This window comes from Algoriphagus halophilus (assembly GCF_041729275.1).
Classification (GTDB): Bacteria; Bacteroidota; Bacteroidia; order Cytophagales; family Cyclobacteriaceae; genus Algoriphagus; species Algoriphagus halophilus_A.
In genome coordinates this window covers 1,382,115-1,407,744 of sequence record NZ_CP146486.1, presented here as the reverse complement: position 1 = coordinate 1,407,744, position 25,630 = coordinate 1,382,115, and the positions used below count along the sequence as shown (strand labels likewise).

Here is a 25,630-nt window from a genome sequence, read left to right as displayed (position 1 = left end):
AATTCCTTTTCATTTCCTATATAAACCCTAAATTTGCCCCTTGAAAGATTTTTAATCATGAGCGACATTACGAGTAACACCTTGAGTACCTGGGTGGAAGTCCCCAAAAATTCCGATTTTACCATTTATAACCTTCCTTTTGGGGTGTTCAAGAACAAAAGATTGAGCCCTAGAACTGGAATTGCCATAGGCGACAAAATTGTTGACCTAAGCGTTTTGGATCAAGAAGGTTTTTTTTCGGACTTGTTTCTTCCGGAGGGAATTTTCCTTAATGAGGCTTTAAATGATTTGATTTCTCTTGGTAAAGTTCAAACCAAAAAGATTAGAGAGCGGGTTCAGGATTTACTTTTAGTGGACAATGAAAAGCTAAGGGATCATTCGGTAAGAGGGAAGGTGATGGTCAACCGCAAGGAAGCAGAAATGTTATTGCCCGTCAAAATCGGTGATTATACAGATTTTTACAGCAGTATGGAGCATGCAACCAATGTTGGTAAAATTTTCCGGGATCCTGAAAATGCCTTGTTGCCCAATTGGAAACACTTGCCGGTAGGCTATCATGGTAGAGCATCGAGTATCATTCCATCTGGGGTACCTATTCACCGTCCCAAAGGTCAATTCAAATCTCCTGACATGGATTCGCCAGGATTTGCTCCATCAAAAAAAATGGATTTTGAACTGGAATTGGCATTTATCACTGGGAAATCCACGAGATTGGGGGATTCGGTAAGCACTGCAGATGCTGAAGATTATATTTTTGGATTTACCTTATTCAATGATTGGTCTGCCCGTGACATCCAGGCCTGGGAATATGTGCCCTTAGGGCCGTTTCTTGGAAAGAGCTTTGCCTCATCCATGTCACCTTGGGTGGTCACCTTAGAGGCGTTGGAACATTTTAGAGTGGATAATCCCGTTCAAGACCCCGAAGTATTGCCTTATTTAAAGTGTGATTCTCCACATAGTTTTGATATTAATTTGGAGGTTTTGATTCAGCCAGAAGGGAAAAAAGCCACCAAGGTTTGTCAGTCCAATTTCAAATCCATGTACTGGAATGTAGCGCAGCAATTGGCTCACCACACCGTCAATGGTTGTAATATCAATGTAGGAGATTTGATGGCATCTGGAACAATATCCGGAACTACGGAGGATTCTTTCGGGTCCTTGTTGGAACTGTCCTGGAATGGCAAAAAAACGTTGAAATTGGATACAGGAGAAGAAAGAACATTCCTGGAAGATGGAGATACTGTCATCATGAAAGGGTATGCAGAAAAGGACGGGATTCGAGTAGGTTTTGGAGAGGTCAAATCCCAATTATTGCCTGCAAAGTAATTTAAACTTTATAAAATTCTATTAAGGCTTCTGATAGTTCTATCAGGAGCCTTTTTGTTTGATATTATTATTTTTTTTGATCAATTATTATTAATTTATAATTAGTTGAGATTCAGCTATTTGCTGAATGTTTGATTTCATTATGAAATAGGTTCCCGCAAAGGGATTGTAGCCAAACTGCGCTCATTTTTAGGCTAGAGCGCAAAAAAAACACTTTTATTACATTTTTATAACCCTTAAAAACCATGGCAAAACTTAGAAACTTTTCCATCACTACCCCTTTGCTTTTTGCGTTTCCGTTGAAAAGCACCTGGGCCAACAGCCCGATCAATTTAGGAGCTCCCATCAACTCAGGAGGATGGGAAAATGCTGGATCCTTAAAATTTTCAAGAGGATACATCATGGCAAAAAATGACGCCAATTTCCTGTATTTAGCGATTGACGTATTGGAAGATACCGGAAATGATCCTGGTACTAACGATTACTTCTGGCTTTCTTTTGATTACAATCGAGACCGGGCCATAACCAGCAACGTAGACGTCAATTACGCTTTGTATCAAAACCAACCCAATAAACTAGCAATCCAAAAGTACTTGGGGCCCGGTTCATGGACCGGGATTTCTGTTCCACCTAAGTCTGAAGTGGTGCAAGAGTTTGCTCCAAGTCCCAACTCGGAGGTGAGCCATAGAATATGGAAATTCAAAATTGAGTTGAAAGAAATCAATGTTTCTCTTTCTTGGCCATTGAGTACTCCCTACACGTATTTTGGTTTTAGGGTACGCTCCAGCAATCCAGGGTTTATTACTGATTTTCCAGGTGGATTTTACAAGGATTTCACCAAACTCAGGCAGCTGATCTTATCCAGAAAACCAACGATCCCCTCTGCAGATTTGGGGCCTGTAGTGGGTAGTGTTGGACTTATTCCTACTACTAAAATTGATGCTTTGGGAAGGGCTACCACTGATCCTGGGTATTACGTACATGTAGAAAATGCCGCGTTTGGAGGAACCCTGAATTTGATAGGAAATAGGACCAAACTGCAGCAATTATACGCTGCGGGAAATCGGAAATATAAGGTTGAAATAGACCCGCCAGGAGGATCCTACACGAAATTGATCAGTAATTGGTCCAACTACCGATGGACGGGAAGTGCCTATGCTTTGCAATCTTTTGCTCCAACTGCCTATGGTTATTATCAACTGCCCAACCCGGCCATAGATTACTCCATCGATGATTTATTGATTCAATTTCCGACGACCGCCTTATTACCGGGATTGTATAAAATCAGGGTTACATTTTATGTAGGAAGCAGCTATACCTCGGTTGCTGCGCAACAAGAGTTAAGACTTTACATCGATAACCATGTCCCTGCCACCAATATTGAAAGTATCAAACATGGCAGCAGTGAAGTTTCAGCTTGTGCCATAGAATCCATAGGTGCAGCTCCTGATGGGCTTAATTTCAGGATTACGGCCAATGATCCTGAGGGTAATTTGAGAGGAGTCAGCTTCTATGCAACCTATGGTGCCGGCTTATCCACGTCCATTTATTCAGAGGGATATTCCTTGTCTAAAGGGAACTGGACTGGGTTTACAAACAAACTGGTTCCCGCATCCGGGAATTGGAGACCGCCCCAATCCTGTGCCTACAGCTTTATCTTAGTAGCTACGGCAAGGACCACGAACGGATATTCCTACATAGGGAAAAATACGATTCACAGGAATTTAACACTCCTGCTAAGTTAATTCATGATTTGAAACCAAGACCAATCTGAGTGAATCCGGATTGGTCTTTTTTTGGTCTTTGGAAAATAAAAAGCGGAACCTCCATGAAAAGAAGTTCCGCTTTAATTTCAGGTAGAAGAGATTATTTAAACCCGATCTCCTTCAATCCATCATGACTGATTTTAATGGCTTCCATTGGGTCTAATCCGAAAGTTTGATCTTGTTCCACAAGATAGAATTCCATTCCTGACTGATCTTTTTCCGCCAAAATTCTGGCAAAATCTATACTTCCCGTATTTACTGGAGCGAAGTTTCCCTCTTGGTTCATGTCTTTTACATGCCAAGCTTTAAATCTTCCAGGGTATTTTTCAAAATAGGTCAAAGGATCAACTCCCGCTTTGGTCACCCAGAAAAGGTCCATCTGGAAATTCACAAATTCAGGGTTGCACTTTTCTAAAAGCAAGTCTTCGATGATGGTTCCATCTTCCATGGCCTTGAACTCAAAATCATGATTATGGTAAAGCAGTTTGATTCCAGCTTGATGGCATTTCTCACCCAAGGTATTCATGATATTTACTAGTTCATCAGGTGTACCTTTCATTCCCATGGATCTGGTTTCTGGGTTGAATGTAAACATGCCCATTGGTGGGACAGGGATTACAAAATATTCGATTCCTGCGGCTTTCACGTCAGCGATCAACTGGTCAGCATTCTCCATGTTGACCATGCCCATGTGCGCACTTTTTGCGGTCATTCCTAGAGATTCTAAATAGGATTTGAATTCAGAAGGAGTCATTCCGTAAAATTTACCATCTGCATAGTTTGCAGCTTCCACGTAGGCATATCCTGCGTCAGCTACAGCCTGTAAAGTGGCCTTTGGGTTGCTTGCCATAGAATCACGGACCGTGTAAAGAGCTAAACCACCAAAGCTGGAAGGTTCAGCGACAACCGCTTCCATGGTTTCTGTGGAATCTTCTGTGCTGGTTTTTGAACTACAAGAGGTAAATCCTATGGCTACAAGAAAAACCAAGGATAAGGTTAAATTGAAATGTTTTTTCATAAGGGTTGTTTTTAATCGCGACAAGATAGCCAAATCAAATAATTTTTAGGCAAAAGAATCAATTTTGGGATGATAGGGGATTTTAAGAAAAGGAGGGATTTGCCAAACAAAACTGAGTTAAATCGTTTGTATAAGTACAACCAACTTTAATTTAACTATGTCAACCATTGTAAAAATACTGGATATTCAAACTTTGACACATGATGTGAAACAATATACTGTGGAGAAGCCAGAAGGATATACCTTCATTCCTGGGCAGGCTACTGAACTGGCAATCAATAAAGAGGAATGGAAGGATGAGTTACGACCATTTACTTTTACTTCACTGCCTGATGAGGATCAGTTGGAGTTTGTAATTAAATCTTATGCAGATCATGATGGAGTCACCAACCAATTGGACCGTCTGGTCAAAGGAGATGAACTTGTGTTGAATGATTCTTGGGGAGCAATCCAATATAAAGGGAAAGGTGTGTTTATCGCTGGAGGTGCAGGAATTACTCCTTTTATTGCCATTATCAAAGACTTAAAGAAAAAGGGGTGTCTTGCTGGGAATCGCCTATTCTTTGCCAATAAAACCAAAGATGATGTAATATTGGAGGATTATTTCAAGGATACCCTTGGAAGTGATTTCATTTCTATACTTGAAAAGGAAACAGTTTCAGGTCATGAGCATGGTCGAATTGGAGCCGATTTCCTGAAAAATCATGTACAGGATTTTACTCAGCACTTTTATGTTTGCGGACCAGATCCTATGGTCAAAGCGATCAGCGGAATGCTGGAAGAGCTTGGTGCAAAACCGGATGCCATTACATTTGAAAAATAAAGGGTTTAATCCTCCTCTTTTTCTAAAAACGCAAACAGCAATTGCTGTACTTTAGGGTCCTTCTCCGGAGTAAGGGTAAATAGGATGGCGACATCTCCATTTTCGCCTTTGAGTCTAAAAATGCCTCTTAATTGATTTTGAGGTTCAATTTCCGTGACCTCAATGATTTTTCCCGCTTTTTCGAGTGCTTTGGAGATTTCCCCTACCCGATGTTCTCTACTTTCATCCAAAAAGAAGTTTTCTGCAAAAATATCGGCCTTTAGGGCATCTTCGCCTTGCTGGAACGTTTCTGCAACTTGAGTTTTTCTTGTCGCCAAGATGGATGAAACAGGTAATACCCGGGGACTTAATTCCAATTCATCAAATAGCATTTGCTGGATCTTTTGCAAAGGCCAAGGAGTGGTATAAGTCAGGTTACAAAATGCCATGATGCCAATTCCGTATTCTGGATAAAAAACATAATTACTTCCAAATCCCGGAAGGGCTCCTCCGTGTGACACCCATTTTTGATCCTCACAATTTTGATAAATGCCCAGACCGAAACCATATCCTGAGACGATGGCGCATGGTTCTCCTTTATAGTTTTTGGCATTTGAATTCAACCTTGGGAATTGGGGTGTTTGCATTTCCCGAAGCGAACTCCTTTTCAACGGTCCTCGTCCATGTTCATTACGAGGAGGCCAGGCAGAAAGATGAAAACTTACATACTTGCTAAAATCCTCTATGGAGGTAATTAATCCCCCCATGGATCCAAAAGCTCCATCATGCAGCATGGGTTCTAATTTCCACTCCTCATCTTCCCATCGGTAGCCTATAGCCAGCTGATCTGATGGAACATCGTCAATTTCCCAATACGTGTGCGTCATGCCCAAGGGGGCAAGGATTTCCTCCTGAATGTATTGTTGATAGGGTTTTCCTGAAACTTGAGAGACAATATATCCTAGCATGGCATAACCGGTATTGCTGTATTCATATTGGAAAGAAGGCACATTAGAGAATGAAATCCCCTCTTTGATCAGGTCCAATAACATTTGGTTGGGTTCATCCAGTTGGCGGTCTCCCCAGGGATTGTCTTCAGGGAAGCCTGCCGTCATCGTTAATAAATTCTCAATATCAATTTCAGGGGCATCCTGCGTCAGATAGGTAGTTTGATCCATTTCTGGGATATACTGGACTACCGGGTCATTTAAGTTAAGTTTTCCTTCATCCCGAAGTTTAAGAATGGCCATCGCAGTAAAACTTTTCGTCATGGAAGCTATTCGAAATGCTGCGCTGGTACTGGCAGGTAGTTGCTTTTCCAGATCCAAAAATCCTACTGCAGAGGAAAGAACCAATTCCTCGTCTACCACAATTCCATAAGCAATCCCAGGGATATGATTCTCCTTGGCATATTCATCCATGATTACCTGAAGCTTTTCCGCTAGGGTTTTGATTTTTTCGGCCCGTTGGTCATCAATAAATTCTGGCTTTTTGTAGTCCAAAGAAAAGGCATGTTCAATCGATGAATCAGTAAGCTGCATTTCCCTGGTTGGTGCATTGCAAGCTGAAATCAAAAAGAGTAGTACCAAGGGGCCAGATAGGGAGTTTTTCATGGAATTAAGAATTGGATACCAAAAGATAAAGGTTCGAAGCTAGAAGCCAAAAATCACAGCTAGACTAAACTTGGTTTGTGGGGGATTGGAAGTCTCATTCTTTGCTAGAACTTTTTGACCAATGGACCTATCGTTAGGCCCTGGCCTATAATGGAAAATACCACAATGACGTAGGTGACTGTGAGAAAGAGTTCACGCTCCATTTGAGTTTCCAAAGAGAGTGCCAAAGCGATGGATATTCCACCCCTGATTCCACCCCATGTCATCAGTAAATTGGTTTTGGGGATGAAATCTAATTTCTTTTCAAAGATGGAAACAGGCCCGGCCAAGGATAGAAACCGGGCAATTAAGGCAATTGGAATGGCGACCAACCCATAGATCAAATATTCCTCTTTGGCAGAAATGATTAGCAGTTCTAAGCCTATCAAGACGAATAAAATGGCGTTTAGTAGTACATCGATGAGTTCCCAGAATTTGTCTACATAATTATGCGTAGTCTCTGACCAGGCAATTTTTGGAGATTTATTCCCTATAAAGATCCCGGCCACTACCACTGCCAAGGGTCCTGATACATGAAGTAAATGAGCCAAACCTGACAGCCCCATCACCAATGCCAGGGTGATGATTACCTCTGTTTCATAGTGGTCTATAACTTTCGTCACTTGGAAAGTGAGCCAGCCTGTGACCAGCCCTAAGGTAATTCCACCCACTACTTCTTCCAGAAAGAGTAGCCCGACTTCGCTGGCTGAGACAGCCTCAATCCCTTGCTGAGCAATTTTGAAGATCACTAAAAACACGACTACACCCACCCCGTCATTGAACAGAGATTCTCCTACGATTTTAACCTCAAGTTTTTTAGGAGCGTTGGCATCTTTTAGGATTCCCAACACCGCTATAGGGTCTGTTGGGGAGATTAGTGCACCGAACAATAGGCAATAGATATAGGAAATTTCATGTCCAAATACCTGAAAAACAACATACATCATGGAGCCTACCAGAAAAGTAGACAAGACTACTCCAATGGTTGCAAAGGCAGCAATTGGAGCTTTCAAGGTTTTCAAGGCATCGAGTTTTGTATGTAGAGCCCCGGCAAATAATAGAAAGCTTAGCATGATGTCTAATAATGCTGTTTCAAAATCGATGGACTGGATCAGCAACTCTGCTTCGTCAATAAAAAAATGATTGATTTTACCCAAAGCCGTAATGCCCAACGTAAAGGCAATGGCAATAATCATCAAACCAATGGTGAAGGGTAATTTCAAAAACTTGGTGTTGATAAAAGCAAATACTGCCGATAAAACAATGAGAATGGTGATAATGGTAAAAATGCTCATAAAATCCTGATTTAGGTATCAGGAAATTACAAGCATTTTTTGAAAAGGTAATGAGAATTGCCTCAAAAGAGCGAGTGAGGCTTTGGTTGGTATTCTCTAAAAAGCTTACATAAACCCAAAAACCAAAGGGAAAACAAATACGACGATACAAGCCCAGATAAAGTAAATAGGGACGTATTTAGCCACGGTTATTCCAATGTCTTCAAGAATTACTTTTTGGCGAAGGGCTTTGCTTAGTTGGTAAGTGACCAGTACCAGGTGAACTAAGATAAGCAAGTTGGCAGCCAAGACAGCCAATCTATTCGGAGTAAAGCCCCATTCTGAGATTCTAAACGTAATTGCAGACAGGGCGATTCCATTGACCAAAATCGTAACACAAGAAAGAAGAAATAGTATCCAAACGTTGAAGGAGGTTTTTTCATTGTTGGATGTTTCTGCAATGGAAAAGAAAATCAACGCCATGACTCCAATCAGTAATAGGTTGAAGATTAACAAAAACTCCCGGTCATTGTAAGGATCCCTTCCTGAGTAAACAATGGCCAAAAGGTAAATCACTAGCATGATCAAAACGGCAGGACTGAACAGCTTAGCTACGATAGGAGTGACTTTGTTGACCAATTGAGGATTGGACTGGGTGAGAAAAGTGGCCACGACAGGAAGGGCAGGGAGCCCAAAAACGACTAAGTACTTTTCAAAAACAGGTTCTATGTTGATACCGATCAGTTCAAACAGTCCAAAAGTCATACCCATCAAGAGGGCTCCGGCAATTCCTAGTACGGCACATAATACGATCCCCTCCCCATTGAACTTAAAGAATTCCAATCGTGATTGGAGACGTTTAGATTTGGTTCCGATAAATGAGAACCCAAGTAAAAACCAAAGCAGAAGTGGTAAATGGATACATGCCAATATCAGCGTGTCGCTTTCCTGGTTATTGGGAAGCAGATTAATATAAATAATGCAAATGCTGAATATTCCCGCTAAAAAACCTACGGTTTGTCTGGAAAGTTGATTTTTCCATGCAAAATAGGCGGTTAATACGGGGAAGATGATAAACCCTAGATTTCTTGGGTAGAAGAAATCAGGCGAGACTGAAATGATATCAGGTAGTTTGGCAACCAGCCCTGCTACTAGGCACGCAATAGCTATGTAAAGCATTTCATTTTTTTGTCCCCAAGAAATAGCATTGCTTTCGTAGTTTAGTCTGGCATTCCAAAATTCAGTTGCGGAACATTCTTCAATTTTTGGAGAGAGCTTGAGGAATGACTCCTTGAATAGTGACTTGTTGGACCGATAAAGTTTCTCTAAGGAAACTGGGTCATTTAGGAGGGTTAAAATCTCTTGTTCCATGGTGTGATGTTTTTAGCTACAGGGTTGGAGATAAGTGTCATAAATGGATTAATTTTATGAATTTTCATATGTTTCTAAGCAAGAGTCTAATGGACTTCCTTTTATATGTATGCATTCGCAAAAAGCAAATCCAGCGGTTTCATTTTCTGTTCCCATAAATTGCTTTTTGCATGATTCCAGGGAGTTTTGAGGCATAACCTCATGACCGAATCGTGTGAATAAGACGAAGAAAACCATTGTTAAAAGAACTCCACCAAAAAAGAGAAATGGAAACTTAAGACTGTATTTTTCTGGGTTTGAAAAGCTTACGCCTTTTGAGAAGCGATTAAATGCTAGGATAAACCTTAGCTTGTCATAGTGCCATGCAAGGATGTAAAGGTTTGCTAGAACCATCAGTGGTGAAGTAATATAAGAACCTATAAATCTCACTGCATAGGATAAGATCCAAATATTAATAATGATAGGTAGGTATAATAATGCCCCCATTAAAACTGTGCTAGGGATGAGTAAAAGAATTCCAGCAGTTACTTGAGCATACCCAATAAATGTATAATAGTAGCCAGTATGATGAAGAGCTTCCAGGTAGGCCCCCATCGGGTGAATCTCAGATAAACCGCTGGCAAATCGTTCGCCTAGAATTTTCACCATTCCTGCTACGATAAAGGCATATGCTAATAGAATCCGGCAAAAAAGCTGGAGAAGCCAATGCCACCGATTTTGCTTGATTTGGATATAGTACTTTTCCAAAGCGTTATTGGGAGTGAATTCAATCATATCTTTTTGATTTATAAGGTGGTGATGTTTAGTTCCAATCTCCCGTAAGGCTAAATGCGAACACAGCACTTAGCCATATCGCACTAAAATAAAGTAGGGTACTAAAGAGGATCGCAATGAGTTTGGGAGTTCCTTTTGGAAACCAGACAAAGGCCATTAAGTAAAAGAAGAGTGCACCAAAAATTCCTCCCAACGGAATAAAAGTCAAGGGGATTAACATCCATTTTTCAAAGACATCTTCTTTGAATAAAATGATGAATCCTAGCCAGGAAAGGGGGATGGATGCCCCAATGATTCCGGCTGCCAGCATGGATTTGGCTTGTATGCCTTTTAGAAAATCGATTTCAGTTTTCATTGTTTTAGATTTTATGAAAGTACTTTGTGTTTCAAAGTAGATGGATAAATTTTTTTAGCTTTTATTTTCTTTAATCAAATTTTCAAGGAATTCTAAATGCTCTTCAAAAGCTTTTTTGCCTTGCGAAGTGGCCGAATATGTAGTGAAAGGCTTCCTTCCTACGAATGATTTATTGACAGTAATATATTCTTGCTTCTCCAGGTTTTTAAGGTGGGAAGCCAAGTTCCCATCCGTCACTTCCAAGAGTTCTTTGAAGGAATTAAAGTCGTAATCCTCATTGACCATCAAGATGGACATGACCCGCAAACGGACTACGTTTTCAAATGCTTTATCGTAATTCCCCTTCACCTTATCGGTCGTATTTGTAATACATCATTGCACCATAAATAATGTGCAACACTCCAAAGCCCAAAGCCCAAATGATCAAGCCAAATTCTGGAAAGAAAGCCGAAACTAATCCAAGTATCAATTGACCATACCCTAGGTATTTGATGTCATTCAAGGTGAAATTGGAGGCATTGAGCAAGCCTAATCCATAAAAGGTCAATGTAGCGGGTACGACCATTTCCAAATTATCCATCGCGATCAAGGCCAAACAAAATAATCCCCCTGCGATCACAGGAACGAACAATGCTTGAATGAATCGTTTGCTTGCTGGTGTCCAGAATTTTTGTGATTTCTTTTTGCTTTTGTTCTGGCTCATGACCCATGCAGTACCTATAGACAAGAGCAACACCGTAATGGCAGTCCATAAAAGATGATTGACGATCCCTTCTTGCTGTGTTTTGGATAGATCCAAACCATAAGGAAGGCCCGGATAATAAATCCAGGTATAGGCAACGCCCGATGCAATCAATGCATAGGTGCCGGCTAAGATTCCAGAGATTCCACTAAGGGATAAGAAGCGGGTACTTCGCTCCATCATCGATTTAATGTCGGCTAATTCTTGCTCAGGTCTTGTCATTTTAAAAGTACTTTGAATTACAAAGTAAAATTAAATAATTGGATTTTCGGTTTTTTGGGAAATATTTTTTAAAAAAATTAAGGAAACCGTTTCTATTCAAATTGCTGGAGCTTTTTAAGGACTTCTTCCTTGAAGCTACGGCTGATCGTCAATGCTTTATTGGCAATTTCCAAGTATTCATGAGTATAGGAATGAATGGCTGAAATGTTTCCTATGTAGGATCGATGAAATCTCAAAAATTGATTTTTTGGGAGTTTTGATTCAAAATTGGAAATGCTTTCTCGGACTACCAATACCCGGTCTTTCAAATGGATTTTTAAATAGTCTGAATAACTTTCTAGGTACAAAATGTCAGAGAATTCAACTTTTTCCATCTTTCTGTCCTGACGCACAAATAAAAAGTCCTGCTTTTCCCCTTCTTGAATGACCTCCTTTTTTTGATCCTGAACTTTGGAAAGTGCTTTTAAAAAGCGGTCAAAAGGGATAGGCTTCAACAAATAATCTGTGGCAGCCAAATCAAATCCATCAATCGCATATTCTCTATAGGCAGTTGTGAAAATGACATGGGTTTCAGGAGGGAGGATCTTTGCAAATGATATTCCATCGATTCCTGGCATATTGATATCCAAAAAAACCAATCGAACTGGGTTTGACTTCATTTGGTCAAATGCCTCGTGCGCACTGGAGCAGCAGCCCACCAAATTCAGGTAATCTACCTTGGAGATGTATTCTTTTAGAATATCTTGGGCGATGGGTTCATCATCTACGATCAGGCAATCCATTCTTGTGGGGTTTGAATTTTTAATTTTACTAGGAAGTAATCTGTTCCTTTTTCTATAGAGAATTGATGGGTATCTGGGTACAATAGAGCCAGTCTCTTTTGGATGTTTTTCAATCCGATTCCGGTGGACTTTTTCCCTTGGGTTTGGTTTTCTGGCTCAAAAGAGTTCTTTAAGTAAAAACCCACGTTTCCCTCATTCACTGTGATTTTCAAATCCACAAAGGCATCTATATGCTGGGTTTTCCCATGTTTAAAGCTGTTTTCCAACAGGGGCAAAAATATCATAGGAGCAATTTGAATATGATCTTGGTTTTGCGGTAAAGAGGTGGTGATTCTAAGTTTGGCTTTATGGCGAAGCTTTTCCAAAGCCAAATAATCTTGGAGATGATCGATTTCATCTTGTAGCGGTACCAAGGACTTTTTGGTTTGATAGAGGATGTAATCCAATAAATTTGAAAGCTTTAGAATCAGTTCGGGGGTTTGTTGATCTTTCGCGATGGCAGAGCCATATATTGAATTGAGGGTGTTGAATAAAAAGTGAGGATGGATTTGCATCTTCAAATAGGAGAGTTCCTCTTGCTTGAGTTGGAGTTCTCCATTGACCAGGGCAAATTGGAGTTCTTTATTCCGGATTTGCATTTTATAGCTTTCCCTATAAGCGGAAAAAAGGGAAGTCAATAAGACCACCATGTATACTCCTATCAGGATGAGGTATAGGTTTTTTGTCAGCAGGAAATCACTGTTGAATGTCTCTAAGGAATTGATGAAAAGAAACCCATAAAATGAGGAGGTAGTGATCAGAAAACTGGAAATGATCACTGTATATAAGGTGTAGATAGTAAACCAGAGATATTGTTGCTTGAACAGGTAATGAGGAATCAGGTGAAAGCTGAACACATGGACAATCCCTAAGGTAACCGGAAGCAAGAAAGCACTGAAAGCCATTACTGGGCCCAGATTGGAAATGGTGATCCCAAAGTAAAATGTAAAAAAAGGAAGATTCCCAGACACAATAGCAATTGCGTCAACAGCTTTTTTGAAAGGATTCGAATCAGATCTTTATACTTCATGGGGAGGACCAAGATCCTTTAAATTAATGTAATTGCAAAGATTTTACGATGGTTGACGGATTTAATGCGGTAAATAACCTAAGAGCTCCTATTTTAGTCATCAACCTTTTTGAAATGGTTGTTTGGTCTGCTACTCTTGTTATTGATCGAAAATTCTGAGAGCTTTCCATTTGTCTGCTTAGAATTGTTTCATCATCTAAATCGAAAAAGAAATGAAATTAATTGCAACTGTATTCGGATTAAATCTATCGTTTTCAAATGTGTTTGTTGAACGGTTTGTAGAGGGTGGCTTAAGTGGGATGACCTTGATCTTGGTTTGTTTAATTCTAGCTGTATTTTTTACTTGGAAGGCCTTCTCTCATCTAAAAAGTGAGACCGGGCAATTCTTGAAATACAAGAAATTGATCAATCAAATTGTGCTGCTCGCATTGGTGATTTCCTTCGCGAATAGTTTGTTTGGACTGATTTCCGCCTTCGATGCCTTGGAAGCTTCAGGAGGAGCAGAACCAGCCATTGTAGCAGGTGGATTAAAAATCACCCTACTTTCTCCCACATTTGGTTTATTGGTATTTATTCTGGGCCATGTGGCGACCTTTACGTTAAGTTGGATGAGAAATGCTGAATTAGAAGAAGCAGCCTGATTCTGACCAGTCAATAATCTTTCCAAGGAGAACAAACCTGTTGTCAGGCATAGTTCTCCTTTTTTTGATTTCATGAAACAGGGATTGAATAAAGTCTATCGTACCTGAGACTCATGAAAATCAGTATATTGGAAATTGATTATCCACCCAATTTATTTCAACCTTATGAATAAAAGACTTGTTCTGGTCTTCGTGCTATTGATTTTTGCAGTAGCCAAGTGTTTTGTCAACATATGATCATCAATGGAGGCTGGGTTTTTGACACGTCTACCAAAACCTTTAAAAAGAATAAGGGGATCTATTTGGTGAATGGACTTTTTGGAACTGGATCAGAAAATGTGATGAATTGGGAGGTGATGTCTCTGAGCGATGAAGATTACATTCTGCCAGGACTAATCGACTTACATGCTCATTATCGAATCAGCTACAATCAACAAGCCTATGATGATACAGTAGCAATGCCTAAAATTTTTCTGGCCAACGGCATTACCAGTACATTTCCGGCAGGGGAAATAGAGCCAGAGAAAATGTGGGATCTACAGAAAGATATTGAGGCCAACAAAAGACCTGGTCCTAGAATTCTTCATTCTGGACCCTATTATGGAACAGCAGCTCCTGATTGGAACCCGGATTTTACGGAAAGAGCTATCCGTGATCGAGTGGATTACTGGGCAAAAAGAGGAGCCTATGGTTTGAAAGCCAAAGGGATTACTCCTGAGCATTTGGCCATTCTCATCGACCAGGCTCATAAGAATAAATTGACGGTAACCGGTCATTTGGATTCTGGGTTTAAAAATTCTGTCAATCCTCAAGATGCAATTCACATGGGGATTGATCGGGTGGAGCATTTTTAGGAGGGGATTTATTGGTTGACACTACCAATGCATATAATAGTTTGAAAGAACTGGACCCCATGGATCCAAAATTGGAGGAAATCATTCAATTGTATATTCAAAACGGGGTTTATTTCGATGCTACGTTAGGAACCTATGGGGCAATAGGGATGGTGGATTCTCCTATCTTTTTTGATTGGGCTTATGAAAGCCAATATTTTACCCCTTTTACAAAAAAACTGATAGAAGGGATCAAGCCTTCTGACTTTAATGCCTTATGTGCAAAGATATATCCGGTAAAACAAGGAGTCTTAAAACGATATTATGATGCTGGAGGCTTGATAACAGTTGGTACAGACAGGCCTTTGTTATTGGATAATTACCTAGGAGGAGGAATAGGAGGGTTTTTCATTCATCGCGAAATGGCAGCCATGGTGGAAGTAGGAATTCCTGCAGCTGATGTACTGTATTTTGCAACACAACAAAATGCAGAGGCCTTGGGAATTGAGGATCGTGCAGGAAGCATCAGTCCTGGGAAATGGGCAGATTTGATGATTACCAAAGGAAACCCAATCGAGGATATCAAGAGAACCCGCTTCGTTCATACCGTGATCAAAGGGGGAAGGTCTATTCATCAGAAGAATTGAAAAATGCTGCCAAGGGCAAGTTGGGGCCGGAGAATTGATACTGATCATGAGATCAAATCCATTTTCAGTTTCTTCGATACTAATTGATTGATTTGATCACTTTTCCTCCTTTCATGACGAATTCTACGCGGGACAATTCAGTAATATCGTCTAAGGGATTATTCTTCGTGGCAATGATGTCTGCAAATTTCCCAACCTTGACACTTCCAATTTCACCTTCTTTCATTAGTAACTCCGCATTTACTTTAGTTCCTGCAAGTATTGCCTGCATAGGAGACATTCCCAATTTCACCAGTAACTCGAATTCCTTGGCTGCAAAATAGGGTGGGAAGCCAACATTGTCTGAACCAATTCCCACTTTTACGCCTCGTTCAATTGCTTTTGAATACATCTTCCATGACTCCTCTCGATGCTTCAAGGTTAATTCATACATTTTGGATTGAGCCTCACTTTCCTTCCATGTCTCCAATCCATACTCTCCCACACTGACAGTAGGAATCAAAAATGCATCATACTCCAAAAACAAATCAATACTTTCATCATTCAAAAAGGTGCCATGTTCTATGGATCTTGCCCCAAATTGGATCGCTTTATTAATGCCCTCCGTAGCATGCGCATGAGCCATCACCGGAACACCTCTTCTTTTGGCTTCTTCCATCGCTGCAACTATTTCCTCATCACTAAACTGGACATTTTGTGGGTTGTCTCCTTCGGACATAAAAGCCCCAGTAACCAAAATTTTAATCCAGTCACTTCCATATTTTATTTCCTCCCGAATAGCCTTTTGAATTTCATCTTTACCATCTACCACCAAACCATCAGCAATAATCGATTGGTCCGGGGAGAAAAATTAATATCACCTCCTCCTCCAGTAACTGATAAGTAATGTCCTGCTCCGTAGATTCTTGGGCCATCAAATAAACCAATGTTTATGGCATCTCTGATTTCAAAATGGGCGTATTGTGTGTCAGCGTCACCTGCTATTCTTATAGTAGTCCAACCCTCATTCAGCCAATTTTGGACTGATTTTAATCCTCTGAGTGCATTGAAAGCAGAGGATCCTTTTAAGTGATTTACTTGGTAATCGTCTCCATAAATTAAGGGGTGTACATGTGCGTCTATCAATCCTGGCATCACAGTATATTCGGAAAGATCTATCACTTTATAATCAGGCTTTATAATAGCTCTATTTCCGATTTCTACAATTCTATCCTCCTCAATGAGGATTACTGCATTGGTGAAGACTTTATCATCTTCAGCGGTAATAAGTTTACCACATATGATCGCTGTTTTTTCTTGAGCATGCAGCACAAGGGAAAACAGGAGCATAAGTACGGATAAGAGAATTCGGTTTTTCATCATCAGTTTTTTTTTAAGGCATGGTCAGGTTGACAATGCGCTAAATATTGGGCTTTTCTTGACCTAATTACTAAATTTTTTTCGACGAAATTTAATAGCATAATTTCAATTGCTTTAAGCCAGTGGTTTCAGGAATTAAGGTAGGAAATATTTAGCCTTTGGGTATGGAAATAAAACTATTGATTTGCTTATAGTTAATTTCTTTTTTTAGAGAGTTAGATTAAGCTTAATACATCGGTCATCCCTAAGGGATTTTTTATCTCTGCTCGGTAGACCAGACAATTAATTGTCTGGTTATGAGTTAATTCGTCCTTACAGGACTGTAATTTGGCGGAGAAAAATTGAATGAATTGAAAGTTTGATTTTTTGTTCTGTATATGGAATTGTCTTGAGATGGTGAGATTCATACTTAAAAAAACTGTTAAGTTGTTACTTGCTTATGCTATCAAATAGTAGTCCCATTGGGACGGTTAAATTTTCCAGAAAGCTGCTTTAGCTGCTTGAATAGGAGCTTTTCTGCTGAAGAAATCCTATTAGGATGAACGATTTCATTACAAAAATTAAATAATAACTAATAATTAAATTATATTTATAAAGTTCAATTTTTTAGTTATGCCAAATACCTATTCACAAATGTATGCTCAATGTGTATTTGCTGTAAAATACCGAAAATCTCAAATTTCTGAAGATTGGGAATCAGAGCTTTTTGCTGTAATTGGGAATTTGATTAAAGAAAATGGTTGTGATCTATTAATTATAAATGGTATGAGGGATCATGTACACACACTTTTCAGATTTAGACCTTCAATTAATATTTCAAAAGTAATGCAAGGAGTGAAGGCCAAATCCTCTAAGTGGGTGAACGAGTCAGGATATTGCAAAGATAGGTTTGAATGGCAATCTGGTTTTGGATGTTTTACATACAGCCAAAAAGAAATAAAAACTGTTTTTAAATACATTGAAAATCAAAAACATCATCATTCAAAGTTTGACTTTCATGGAGAATATTTGAAAATGCTAACAGCACATCAAATCCCTTTTAACCACCAATATGTTTTCAATGGGCTAATTTAATTTGAACCCAAAAGTTAAATACTTCCCAAAAAGTATTTGAATGATTTATTCTATATCAATACTTTATGTGTTTCTAATCAAATAAATATACACTAAAGTCTTTGATTTGGACTTCCCCTTTTGATTCCAAAATTTTCAAGCGTACCTCCGATACTTCCATTTCATCAAATTGATGGATGAACTTATGACCTATGACTGAACCTTCAAAAATGGTTTGCCAACCCCCATTGGTTTTACCTTCCACTATAAATTTACGGACAAGTTCTCCCTTAGAGATTTCCTCCATTAATACCAATTGATTGATTGGGGTTCGTCTAGGTAAGTTGATGCTAAACTTATTCCCAGAACCTGAAGTAGATCCAATTTTATTGCTAAATCTTCTTTTGATTTCATCTCCGAATTCCTTTAATCGTCTGGCATCTGTGTCAGGAATCAGGCCTTCTGCATTGGGAGTCAAACCCAATATTAGACTGGTATTATGACCCACCGAATTATAATACATATTGACAAGTTTCTCCAAAGGGTAAACTAAGAGATCTCTTCCTGGTTCCCAAAACCAATCATGTCCTCCATTTCCCCTCAAGGGTGCATCACTCATGGCAGGCATGTAATAAGTTCCGTTGGGGTCTCCGGTTTTTAATAATTCAAAATTGTTTTTACTGATTTCTTCCCGAGTACTTTCCCCCGATCCTATTGCAGGATAAGCAAAGGTCCCCCAACTCGGGTAAGGAACAGTTCCGGATTCACTGCCTCCCCAACGCATATCTGCCCGCTGAAGGTTATGATAAAACAGACCATTAGGTTGATATTTTTCAAATATGGATAATACATCAGGACCTCCTTGTTCAGGTCCATGTGCACCTCCATCAAACCAAACCATGGCCCAGTCTCCATAATTGGTAAAAATCTCTTTGACCATACCTTCGACCATGGTGTTATAATGCTGCTGACGATTTTTGGCAAATTCGCTTGTGCCTTCCACTTTAAAATCATGGATTCCATAGAAGGAATTCCATCTGATTCCAATGTAAACCCCTGCTTGGATCCCATACTTTTCACATGAAGCTTTGAAATCACGGAGTAAATCGCCCTTCCCATCTTGAAATTTCAAAGCCTTCATGCTATACGGGTTGTAATCACTTTGAAATAAAGCAAAGCCAGTTTCATGGGTAGCAGTCAAAATAGCAATTTTTACTCCTGCATCTTTTGCGGCTTTTACCCATTGATCTGTATCCAGTTTTTCAGGATTGAACATGTTAAAATCTGGAATCGGAGTAATTCGGTTGTAAGCCTGGTTATAAACTTTCCCATCAAAAACATGGAGATCATAGTGAAAGACGGCTACCATCTCTGCATTTTGCCAGTTGAGCTGGGCCTGGGTTGGAATAGGGACTACCTCTTGGGCTTGGGAAAAGGTCAAACCTAGGATAACCAAGCAAAAGCTTAACAGGGATTTTTAAAGGACATATTGGGTTAAAATCTTTTCGAAGCTTCAAAAAAATGGATTGAATTTACTTTTCAATGCTTTTAAGGATAAAGTCCACTAAAGGACTGGGATCTTTTAAGCTATGGGGGTGATGGCCAACCCCGGGTTTTGGGATTAAGGTGATCTCTCCACCAGCCTTCCGAAATTCTTCTGCTAATAAATAGGTGTTTTCCATGAAGGGGACCACTTTGTCGGATTCCCCATAAACATGGACGACGGGAATCCTTGCTTTGGCAATTGCCACACTTTTGTAGATGGGAATGCCTTTAAAATCACGAACCGAAGCAGCATCCAATCCATAGGCATCTAAACATTTCCTCCAATCACTGGCGCTACCCTGACCAGCGAATAATCCTCCCGGCCAACTTTTGATGTCGCAGACCGGAGCATCTGCATAGATAGAATACACCTTATCAGTATTTTCTGCGGCCCAATTATAAATGATCAGACCACCACGGCTCATGCCTTCCAAAACCACTTTTTGGTTCAGTTGGTATTCTTTTCTACAGAATTCATAAAACTCATTCCACCGTTGCACGGCTTCTGGATTACCGAATAACCCGGATACATCTACATACACTACATGAAATCCTTTTTCTAATAAGGCTTGGTCCAATTGTGGCTCATGACCCCAGAATCGAGCTCTCCAAATCCAGTTTCTAGCTTCATTTGCCTTTGTGGGGATTACAACCTTTGCCTCATGGCCTTGAAATAAAAACTCCTTTACTTCATATTTTGAAAAGGCAGACTCTTGGGCAATGCTTTGAGAAAACCAACAGCTCAAACCTATAATCGCAATAGCTTTGATAAGAGAATTCATGAGTTAGCTAGGTTTAGACGAATTTACAGTTCCTCCTTTGGAATGGCCATGGTGTGGTTTCCTATCAACAAGCATTTGCCACCTATTTCCACATAAGTTCTCATAAAATGATAGGTAGTGGGTTCAGGTCCTCGATCTACCACAGTAATTCCCGTGACTACTGCAGTATTGCCAGTAATGGCCACTTTCACATCTCGTTGGACCCTTGATCGGGTATTTGAAGTTCCTGCTGCTTTCTTTTTTGCCCCTTCAACTACTGTTCCTTTAGAATCCACCATGGAAACATGATTATGTACCCAGACAAACTCCTCTCCCAACGTGGATTCAAAAAAATCAGGGTCTGGATGTAAATTTGCCTCCTCCCATTTTGCGTCAAGAAGTTTGATGTTTTCTTCTGTCATACAGGTAGTCTGAGCGGAAGCCATGAAATAGGAGGAAAATACGAGAAGGAATAAAAGAATGCTGGCTCTCATTTGAATTAGAATATGGGCTAGAAAATAAGTAAAAGGTTTAGGTGGAATGGGTAAGAACAGAATTGACTCAAAAATGATTAGGCTATTCCCAGTTCAAATAATTTCTCCAATGATGCTGCTCTTTGAAGCCCAGTACTTCTTTGATCTTGCGATTGGAAAATAAGGCTTCATGCTCTTCCAATTCACGGGTGATAGGTACTCCTGGAAAGAATTGTTCAGCCAGTTCTTTACTTGGAATCACCGCTCCGTTGTGGTCATTTCCTGCATTAAAGACTTGGTATCCTAACCCGTCTTTCTTCAGGCATAAGTCCACAATTTGCCCTAAATCCCTTGCATCGATATAACAAAAGGCATTCCTTCGTCTGACCTCTGGATGTTCTAGGTAGTGGGGGAATAATTCGGCATATTCATGAGGCTCGATTACATTTCCGATACGAATGGCATATATGTCATAACCTGATCTACGCTGGAAGCTTCGGGCCGTTTTTTCATTGACTACTTTGGATAGGCCATAACTATCCATGGGATCCACATCATAGTCTTCTTCTAAAGGAAGAGACTTGGGGTCAGTTTTTCCATCAGAAAAACAAATCCCGTAGGTGGTTTCCGAAGAAGCGATGATGATTTTTTTATTCCCAACTTTACTGCCGCCTCAATCACATTGTAAGTACCAATAGTATTTACACGGAAAGTTTCATTATCAGGATTGATCAAAATTCTTGGGACAGCAGCAAAATGAACCACTGCGTCAAACTTCGGGGTACCCTTACCTATTTCCAATTCACCCAGATTGGAATAGGAGGACATGGCATTGAACATTTGGCCCGAATCGGTGATATCGGCGATCAAATTATCCACTTTGGGGTGATCCAAAGGTTTCAAGTCTACATTCATGACCTGATGTCCCTGATCCAATAAGTAAGGGATGACGTGCTTGCCAGCTTTACCTGAACCTCCTGTAAAGAATATTCGCATGGTGATATTGGGGTTTATTGTGAAAATGAGACAAGGATCATTCAAAGTAGATCACCTTGAATGATCCCTTTAGACTTATTTTTCTACGCTTAAACGATGCTCTTTTTTAAGACCTTTATTGATGTTAGGAACAGTAGTTTTAATGACTTGATCCCTTTCTTCTTTCAATTTAGGTTTCATGGAGCTGTAATACTCGAATTGTGCTTTTTGATCCGAAGTCCATGGACCAATGTAATTATCAATCTGAGAATAAAGCGTTCTGATGCGGCTGTTTAATTCTCCATATTTTCTGATTATTTCTTTCAAAGGAGCTGCATCATCCTGATCATAGGATATATTTTCTTCCTCCAGATTTTCTAATTGTTCCTCCAGTTTTTGTACCGGAGCTCTGTCTTCCGCCACTTCCGAACTCAATTCCAGGATTTCTTTTAGAGAGGCAGTCCATTCTTTTCTTACGCCAAGGGAATATCCAGCCTTGGGTCACCATTCACCCTGAAATTCTCTTCAAACATTTCTCCATTCACTTCTAGCTTGGCAGTGTACAAACCGGGAAGTACAAAAGGACCATTCATTCTAAATCTTCCAGATCCAGGGGCATCATATTCGTACCTCAAATCCCACATAATACGGTGAAGACCAGATTTATTCTTGGCTTTTACTTCACTTACATACTCACCATTGCTATCATAAATCTTCAAGCTGATGGCGTCTTTTCCTACAGAATCTTGGAGGTAATAATCAATAGCTGCTCCGAAGGCTGGATTTTCGCCGCGGTAATACATATCGCCAGTATGAGCCCCGTCATTGGTATAATTGATCATTGCCGCATCTCCGATCGAGAATAATTCGGCAGATTGCTCAAGTACTTCAGGAGTCAATTCCTGTAAGGCATTCACCTGGTCCAAAATCCAGACGCCACGTCCATGAGTACCCAGTACCAAGTCATTGTCTCTAGGGTGAATGACCAAATCATTGAAAGGAAGTGTAGGCATATTGCTTTTCAATTCCACCCAGTGCTTTCCAGCATCATTGCTGATAAACAATCCGAATTCTGTTCCTAAGTACAATAAATCTGGATTTTTGGGGTCCTCTCTTAAGGTTCTTGCTACACGATTGGCAGGTAAATCACCTTCTACAGATTCCCAAGTTTTTCCATAATCTTCCGTGCGGTAGATGTAATTGCCATAATCATCATTTCGATAATTGTTGATCGCTACATAAGCCCTTCCTGCTTGATGTGTCGAAGGTTCAAATGTATTGATCCAAGTTTCCTTTGGTAAACCTTCCAAGGCGCTACTTACATCATTCCAGCTTTTTCCACCATCCCAAGACACTTGTAATAAACCATCATCAGTGCCGGCATACAGCATTCCTGGTGTATGCAAATCTTCAGCAATGGCGGTAAGGGTAGGGTAGTAAGGAATTCCATCATCCAAAGACGCGGTGTGCTCATCTGGTCGTTGTCCCATGATCAAAAGCTCACGACGATTCACCTTGGTCGTTAAATCACCTAAAGGAACCCAGCTAGCTCCATTATCCATGCTTTTCCATAATACATTGGTACCTGCATAAATGGTGTTGGGGTCATGGTTTGATAGAAAGAAAGGTCCATCCCAATTGCCGGGAGCCATGGCATTTCCTAATTCTGGTTCGGGAAGTCCAGGACCCCAAGCATCCCAGTTTCTTCTGGCACCAATTCTACCTTTTGGATCACCGGGGCGAATGTCTTGACGTTGTCCATTTTTCATATTGAGCCGGGAAAGACCCAAGTATTGAGACTCGGTGTACACTACATCCGGATCGTTTTGATCTACCAAGTTGAGGAAGCCATCACCTCCTCCTAATCTCTTCCAATCCTCATTGAGTATTCCATCTCTGCGGTAGGTTTCACTTGGTCCTACCCAGCTTCCATTGTCTTGTAAACCACCATAAACATTGTATGGAACCGCATTATCCACAGAGATTCTGTAGTATTGGCTGACCGGCAAATTGTTGATAAAAAGCCATTTGAGCCCACGATCGTACGAAATTCCTATACCTCCGTCATCTCCTTTGATGACATGTCTGGAATCCTTGGGATTCACCCACAAAATCCGATCATCCCCGTGTAGGGATTGGCGTGGTGCGGTAAATGTTCTTCCGCTATCGCTGGAATAGCTGTATTGGTTCATCATATAGATGCGTGATTCATCACTTGGGTCCACCAAAGGCTGGGAAGCATACATGGGTCTCGGGTTCCAGTCGCTCATCAACTCCCAACTTTCTCCTTTGTCCTTGCTTCGGTAGATTCCTGCTCTCCGTTCATTGTATGCTGTGGAGGCATTATACTGAAAGCCTTGCTCCAAGGATATAAATACCACCTCTGGATTTTTGCGATAAATCGAAATCCCAATTCTCCCATAATCACCCTCTGGAAGACCATTGCTTAGCTCTTTCCAGGTTTTACCTCCATCAGTGGATTTATGAATTCCGCTTCCAGGTCCTCCACCATGAAACCCATAGGGCTTTCTCATTCTCTGGTAAGTAGCCGCATAAAGAATAGTAGGATCTGAAGGATCCATAGCCACATCGACTACACCTGTTTCCTCATCCACAAAAATCAATCGTTCCCAGGTTTTTCCACTGTCACTGGTTTTGTAAAGTCCTCTTTCTTCATTGGGGCCCCACAAATGACCCATGGCAGCCACGTAAGCCACAGCGGTGTCAGTAGGATGGAGAACGATTCTTCCGATATGGTGAGAATCTTTCAACCCTACGTTTTTCCAGGTTTTTCCTCCATCATGAGATAGATAAACCCCATCTCCCCAGGAATTACTTTGTCTATTGGCTCTTTCTCCAGTTCCTACCCAAAGGATATTGGGATGTGCTTGGTTCAAAGCAATTGCACCTATGGAATGCGTGTTTTCATTTTCAAATACCGGTTCGAATGAAATTCCATTGTCGGTGGTTTTCCAGATTCCACCGGTAGCAGTGGCCGCATAGAAAGTGTAAGGATCTGATTCCAGTACTGCCAAGTCCACAATTCTTCCACTCATGGTGGCAGGACCTATATTTCGTAAGGGCAGTCCATCTAATAGCTGACTAGTCAACTGCTGGCTATAGCTAGAAAATGAAAGGCTCAAGCAGAGCAAGAGCAAAACGTATTTGGTTTTCATAAGGGTGGTTTTCTTTATCAACCTGAATTTAATCAGATGTGGGGAGTCTACCATTCTATTTTTGAGGAATGGTGGAGAGTTGATTGGGAAGTAATGAAAAAATAGCCGAATGAAGAATTGTGAATTTTAGGTTTAAATAGCGAAAAAGTGGAATTAGGTGTCCCACTTTTTCGCGATTTGTCATCTTACAATCTAGAATTTAGCGTTGTAATTCTTCCATTTCGGCAAGTGCATGATCGAGCTTATCCAAGATTTTACCATAGATGGCTTTCACATCTTCTTGATGGATCACTTTACTAAATGCGCTCATGATTCCGGCTCCAACGAGGATGACCAAAGTGGTATAAGTATGGAGACCGAAAATCAAATCTGAGGTACTTTCAGCTACTTTTTCACGCATGGGCGAAAAGATGTCGGAGTACCAAATCCCAAAATAAAAGAGCAAGATTAACGCTGGATATACGAATCGATACATGTTGCCATAGCGCTCGGTGGAGCGATCAATCCATTCTTTGAAGGATTTTAAAAACACATAACTGCTTTGTCCCTTATCTAGATTTTCCAAGGATTTTAATTCTTGGTAAGCTGTATAGGCTACATAGAGCATCATGATCAGCATAAGGCTACCAGCCAATAGTGCACCCGCCAATACTGCACCGATAAACAAGAGGGAGGAGCCAATGATAATTCCCCAAATATTGATTTTGAACATTTTCTCATATTTCTCAATCAGGTGTATGGATTTCCGATTGTAAATTTTATTGACCTTCGGAGCGATTAGCGCATCGCTTTTTAGAAATCCTTGTTTCCAGGTAGATTCAATTGATTTTTCCATCTAATAATTTTTTTAAGCGTTCTTTAATACGTTTGATTTTTACCCCGATATGATTGGGGTTGGTACCCATGATGTCTGCGATTTCCTGATAGGTTTTTTCTTCCAAGTACAGTAAAATTATTCCCCTGTCGACTTCGGATAATTTCCTGATGGCTTGGAATAGTTGTTCCAATGACTCG

At 40.4% G+C, this 25,630-nt stretch carries 26 protein-coding genes and 1 pseudogene; 7 read left to right on the top strand and 20 right to left on the bottom strand.

The features are described from left to right. Nucleotides 1-57: 57 nt before the first annotated feature. Both fahA and V8V91_RS07555 read left to right on the top strand, forming a co-directional pair. Nucleotides 58-1,326 (top strand): fumarylacetoacetase, encoded by a 1,269-nt coding sequence (gene fahA / locus V8V91_RS07560; protein ID WP_373399552.1) that lies wholly within the window; start codon nucleotides 58-60, stop codon nucleotides 1,324-1,326. 245 nt (nucleotides 1,327-1,571) lie between these two features. Then, nucleotides 1,572-3,071 (top strand): hypothetical protein, encoded by a 1,500-nt coding sequence (locus tag V8V91_RS07555; protein WP_373399551.1) that lies wholly within the window; start codon nucleotides 1,572-1,574, stop codon nucleotides 3,069-3,071. Nucleotides 3,072-3,192: 121 nt separating this feature from the next. Here the strand turns inward: V8V91_RS07555 and V8V91_RS07550 are convergent, their stop codons facing one another. Further along, nucleotides 3,193-4,110, bottom strand: coding sequence for a sugar phosphate isomerase/epimerase family protein (locus V8V91_RS07550; protein ID WP_373399550.1), 918 nt, complete (start codon nucleotides 4,108-4,110; stop codon nucleotides 3,193-3,195). A gap of 157 nt (nucleotides 4,111-4,267) precedes the next feature. On the opposite strand from V8V91_RS07550, the gene V8V91_RS07545 reads away from it, so the two are divergent. After that, a complete protein-coding gene (locus tag V8V91_RS07545) occupies nucleotides 4,268-4,933 on the top strand; it encodes an FAD-binding oxidoreductase (protein ID WP_373399549.1) in 666 nt (221 codons plus the stop codon). A gap of 5 nt (nucleotides 4,934-4,938) precedes the next feature. Here the strand turns inward: V8V91_RS07545 and V8V91_RS07540 are convergent, their stop codons facing one another. The 9 genes from V8V91_RS07540 to V8V91_RS07500 form a co-directional block, all read right to left on the bottom strand. After that, nucleotides 4,939-6,525, bottom strand: a complete 1,587-nt coding sequence (locus V8V91_RS07540; RefSeq protein ID WP_373399548.1) for a serine hydrolase domain-containing protein — start codon at nucleotides 6,523-6,525, stop codon at nucleotides 4,939-4,941. Between the two features lie 104 nt (nucleotides 6,526-6,629). Beyond that, nucleotides 6,630-7,859 carry a cation:proton antiporter gene (locus V8V91_RS07535; protein ID WP_373399547.1) on the bottom strand — a complete coding sequence of 410 codons (1,230 nt, stop codon included), beginning with the start codon at nucleotides 7,857-7,859 and terminating at the stop codon, nucleotides 6,630-6,632. A gap of 105 nt (nucleotides 7,860-7,964) precedes the next feature. Then, nucleotides 7,965-9,209, bottom strand: coding sequence for a hypothetical protein (locus V8V91_RS07530; protein WP_373399546.1), 1,245 nt, complete (start codon nucleotides 9,207-9,209; stop codon nucleotides 7,965-7,967). 54 nt (nucleotides 9,210-9,263) lie between these two features. Beyond that, nucleotides 9,264-9,983: a DoxX family protein gene (locus V8V91_RS07525; RefSeq protein ID WP_373399545.1), complete on the bottom strand. Its 720-nt coding sequence runs from the start codon at nucleotides 9,981-9,983 to the stop codon at nucleotides 9,264-9,266. A gap of 28 nt (nucleotides 9,984-10,011) precedes the next feature. Then, nucleotides 10,012-10,338: a hypothetical protein gene (locus V8V91_RS07520; protein WP_373399544.1), complete on the bottom strand. Its 327-nt coding sequence runs from the start codon at nucleotides 10,336-10,338 to the stop codon at nucleotides 10,012-10,014. 54 nt (nucleotides 10,339-10,392) lie between these two features. After that, entirely contained in the window at nucleotides 10,393-10,686 is a 294-nt protein-coding gene (locus V8V91_RS07515; RefSeq protein ID WP_373399543.1) for a winged helix-turn-helix domain-containing protein, read from the bottom strand. 1 nt (nucleotide 10,687) lies between these two features. Next, a complete protein-coding gene (locus tag V8V91_RS07510; RefSeq protein WP_373399542.1) occupies nucleotides 10,688-11,302 on the bottom strand; it encodes a hypothetical protein in 615 nt (204 codons plus the stop codon). A gap of 92 nt (nucleotides 11,303-11,394) precedes the next feature. Next, nucleotides 11,395-12,084 (bottom strand): LytR/AlgR family response regulator transcription factor, encoded by a 690-nt coding sequence (locus V8V91_RS07505; RefSeq protein ID WP_373399541.1) that lies wholly within the window; start codon nucleotides 12,082-12,084, stop codon nucleotides 11,395-11,397. Next, nucleotides 12,072-13,028, bottom strand: a complete 957-nt coding sequence (locus V8V91_RS07500) for a sensor histidine kinase (protein ID WP_373399540.1) — start codon at nucleotides 13,026-13,028, stop codon at nucleotides 12,072-12,074. The genes V8V91_RS07505 and V8V91_RS07500 overlap by 13 nt, the downstream gene beginning before the upstream one ends. A 337-nt stretch (nucleotides 13,029-13,365) precedes the next feature. On the opposite strand from V8V91_RS07500, the gene V8V91_RS07495 reads away from it, so the two are divergent. From V8V91_RS07495 to V8V91_RS07485, 3 genes are all read left to right on the top strand, one after another. Then, the gene (locus V8V91_RS07495; RefSeq protein ID WP_074224964.1) at nucleotides 13,366-13,794 is read left to right on the top strand and encodes a hypothetical protein; all 429 of its coding nucleotides are present in this window, start codon (nucleotides 13,366-13,368) and stop codon (nucleotides 13,792-13,794) included. A 218-nt stretch (nucleotides 13,795-14,012) separates the two neighbouring features. Further along, nucleotides 14,013-14,648, top strand: a complete 636-nt coding sequence (locus V8V91_RS07490; protein ID WP_373399539.1) for an amidohydrolase family protein — start codon at nucleotides 14,013-14,015, stop codon at nucleotides 14,646-14,648. Nucleotides 14,649-14,689: 41 nt separating this feature from the next. After that, complete coding sequence (locus tag V8V91_RS07485; protein WP_373399538.1) at nucleotides 14,690-15,274, top strand: amidohydrolase family protein; 585 nt, start codon at nucleotides 14,690-14,692, stop codon at nucleotides 15,272-15,274. A gap of 79 nt (nucleotides 15,275-15,353) precedes the next feature. Here the strand turns inward: V8V91_RS07485 and V8V91_RS07480 are convergent, their stop codons facing one another. Together V8V91_RS07480 and V8V91_RS07475 are read right to left on the bottom strand one after the other, a co-directional pair. After that, nucleotides 15,354-16,085 carry an amidohydrolase family protein gene (locus V8V91_RS07480; RefSeq protein ID WP_373399537.1) on the bottom strand — a complete coding sequence of 244 codons (732 nt, stop codon included), beginning with the start codon at nucleotides 16,083-16,085 and terminating at the stop codon, nucleotides 15,354-15,356. Next, nucleotides 16,079-16,636 carry a hypothetical protein gene (locus tag V8V91_RS07475; RefSeq protein ID WP_373399536.1) on the bottom strand — a complete coding sequence of 186 codons (558 nt, stop codon included), beginning with the start codon at nucleotides 16,634-16,636 and terminating at the stop codon, nucleotides 16,079-16,081. Before V8V91_RS07475 ends, V8V91_RS07480 begins: the two co-directional genes overlap by 7 nt. Nucleotides 16,637-17,245: 609 nt before the next feature. Between V8V91_RS07475 and tnpA the strand changes: the two genes are divergently transcribed. Beyond that, nucleotides 17,246-17,707, top strand: coding sequence for an IS200/IS605 family transposase (gene tnpA, locus V8V91_RS07470; protein ID WP_373399535.1), 462 nt, complete (start codon nucleotides 17,246-17,248; stop codon nucleotides 17,705-17,707). A gap of 73 nt (nucleotides 17,708-17,780) precedes the next feature. On the opposite strand, the gene V8V91_RS07465 is transcribed toward tnpA, so the two are convergent. The 8 genes and pseudogenes from V8V91_RS07465 to V8V91_RS07430 form a co-directional block, all read right to left on the bottom strand. After that, a complete protein-coding gene (locus V8V91_RS07465) occupies nucleotides 17,781-19,142 on the bottom strand; it encodes an alpha-L-fucosidase (protein WP_373399534.1) in 1,362 nt (453 codons plus the stop codon). Nucleotides 19,143-19,218: 76 nt separating this feature from the next. Continuing rightward, the gene (locus V8V91_RS07460) at nucleotides 19,219-20,013 is read right to left on the bottom strand and encodes an alpha/beta hydrolase family protein (RefSeq protein WP_373399533.1); all 795 of its coding nucleotides are present in this window, start codon (nucleotides 20,011-20,013) and stop codon (nucleotides 19,219-19,221) included. Nucleotides 20,014-20,036: 23 nt separating this feature from the next. Then, nucleotides 20,037-20,438 (bottom strand): nuclear transport factor 2 family protein, encoded by a 402-nt coding sequence (locus V8V91_RS07455; protein WP_373399532.1) that lies wholly within the window; start codon nucleotides 20,436-20,438, stop codon nucleotides 20,037-20,039. Between the two features lie 130 nt (nucleotides 20,439-20,568). Further along, nucleotides 20,569-21,461 (bottom strand): annotated as a pseudogene (locus tag V8V91_RS07450) (NAD-dependent epimerase/dehydratase family protein). Between the two features lie 75 nt (nucleotides 21,462-21,536). Further along, nucleotides 21,537-21,875 carry a hypothetical protein gene (locus V8V91_RS07445; RefSeq protein WP_373399531.1) on the bottom strand — a complete coding sequence of 113 codons (339 nt, stop codon included), beginning with the start codon at nucleotides 21,873-21,875 and terminating at the stop codon, nucleotides 21,537-21,539. A 38-nt stretch (nucleotides 21,876-21,913) separates the two neighbouring features. Beyond that, nucleotides 21,914-24,616 carry a WD40/YVTN/BNR-like repeat-containing protein gene (locus V8V91_RS07440; RefSeq protein WP_373399530.1) on the bottom strand — a complete coding sequence of 901 codons (2,703 nt, stop codon included), beginning with the start codon at nucleotides 24,614-24,616 and terminating at the stop codon, nucleotides 21,914-21,916. A 199-nt stretch (nucleotides 24,617-24,815) separates the two neighbouring features. Beyond that, complete coding sequence (locus V8V91_RS07435; RefSeq protein WP_373399529.1) at nucleotides 24,816-25,451, bottom strand: hypothetical protein; 636 nt, start codon at nucleotides 25,449-25,451, stop codon at nucleotides 24,816-24,818. Further along, a complete protein-coding gene (locus V8V91_RS07430; RefSeq protein WP_373399528.1) occupies nucleotides 25,435-25,623 on the bottom strand; it encodes an RNA polymerase sigma factor in 189 nt (62 codons plus the stop codon). The genes V8V91_RS07435 and V8V91_RS07430 overlap by 17 nt, the downstream gene beginning before the upstream one ends. Between the last annotated feature and the right edge of the window lie 7 nt (nucleotides 25,624-25,630).

What these genes read in the sequence shown, in the direction of transcription:
- V8V91_RS07520 (WP_373399544.1), bottom strand. Translation starts at nt 10,338, where the DNA reads ATGAAAACTGAAATCGATTTTCTAAAAGGCATACAAGCCAAATCCATG.
- V8V91_RS07475 (WP_373399536.1), bottom strand. Translation starts at nt 16,636, where the DNA reads ATGATGAAAAACCGAATTCTCTTATCCGTACTTATGCTCCTGTTTTCC.
- V8V91_RS07510 (WP_373399542.1), bottom strand. Translation starts at nt 11,302, where the DNA reads ATGACAAGACCTGAGCAAGAATTAGCCGACATTAAATCGATGATGGAG.
- V8V91_RS07535 (WP_373399547.1), bottom strand. Translation starts at nt 7,859, where the DNA reads ATGAGCATTTTTACCATTATCACCATTCTCATTGTTTTATCGGCAGTA.
- V8V91_RS07495 (WP_074224964.1), top strand. Translation starts at nt 13,366, where the DNA reads ATGAAATTAATTGCAACTGTATTCGGATTAAATCTATCGTTTTCAAAT.
- V8V91_RS07455 (WP_373399532.1), bottom strand. Translation starts at nt 20,438, where the DNA reads ATGGCTTCCGCTCAGACTACCTGTATGACAGAAGAAAACATCAAACTT.
- V8V91_RS07530 (WP_373399546.1), bottom strand. Translation starts at nt 9,209, where the DNA reads ATGGAACAAGAGATTTTAACCCTCCTAAATGACCCAGTTTCCTTAGAG.
- V8V91_RS07505 (WP_373399541.1), bottom strand. Translation starts at nt 12,084, where the DNA reads ATGGATTGCCTGATCGTAGATGATGAACCCATCGCCCAAGATATTCTA.
- V8V91_RS07460 (WP_373399533.1), bottom strand. Translation starts at nt 20,013, where the DNA reads ATGAATTCTCTTATCAAAGCTATTGCGATTATAGGTTTGAGCTGTTGG.
- V8V91_RS07555 (WP_373399551.1), top strand. Translation starts at nt 1,572, where the DNA reads ATGGCAAAACTTAGAAACTTTTCCATCACTACCCCTTTGCTTTTTGCG.
- V8V91_RS07440 (WP_373399530.1), bottom strand. Translation starts at nt 24,616, where the DNA reads ATGAAAACCAAATACGTTTTGCTCTTGCTCTGCTTGAGCCTTTCATTT.
- V8V91_RS07435 (WP_373399529.1), bottom strand. Translation starts at nt 25,451, where the DNA reads ATGGAAAAATCAATTGAATCTACCTGGAAACAAGGATTTCTAAAAAGC.
- V8V91_RS07545 (WP_373399549.1), top strand. Translation starts at nt 4,268, where the DNA reads ATGTCAACCATTGTAAAAATACTGGATATTCAAACTTTGACACATGAT.
- V8V91_RS07525 (WP_373399545.1), bottom strand. Translation starts at nt 9,983, where the DNA reads ATGATTGAATTCACTCCCAATAACGCTTTGGAAAAGTACTATATCCAA.
- V8V91_RS07540 (WP_373399548.1), bottom strand. Translation starts at nt 6,525, where the DNA reads ATGAAAAACTCCCTATCTGGCCCCTTGGTACTACTCTTTTTGATTTCA.
- tnpA (WP_373399535.1), top strand. Translation starts at nt 17,246, where the DNA reads ATGCCAAATACCTATTCACAAATGTATGCTCAATGTGTATTTGCTGTA.
- fahA (WP_373399552.1), top strand. Translation starts at nt 58, where the DNA reads ATGAGCGACATTACGAGTAACACCTTGAGTACCTGGGTGGAAGTCCCC.
- V8V91_RS07500 (WP_373399540.1), bottom strand. Translation starts at nt 13,028, where the DNA reads ATGGCTTTCAGTGCTTTCTTGCTTCCGGTTACCTTAGGGATTGTCCAT.
- V8V91_RS07550 (WP_373399550.1), bottom strand. Translation starts at nt 4,110, where the DNA reads ATGAAAAAACATTTCAATTTAACCTTATCCTTGGTTTTTCTTGTAGCC.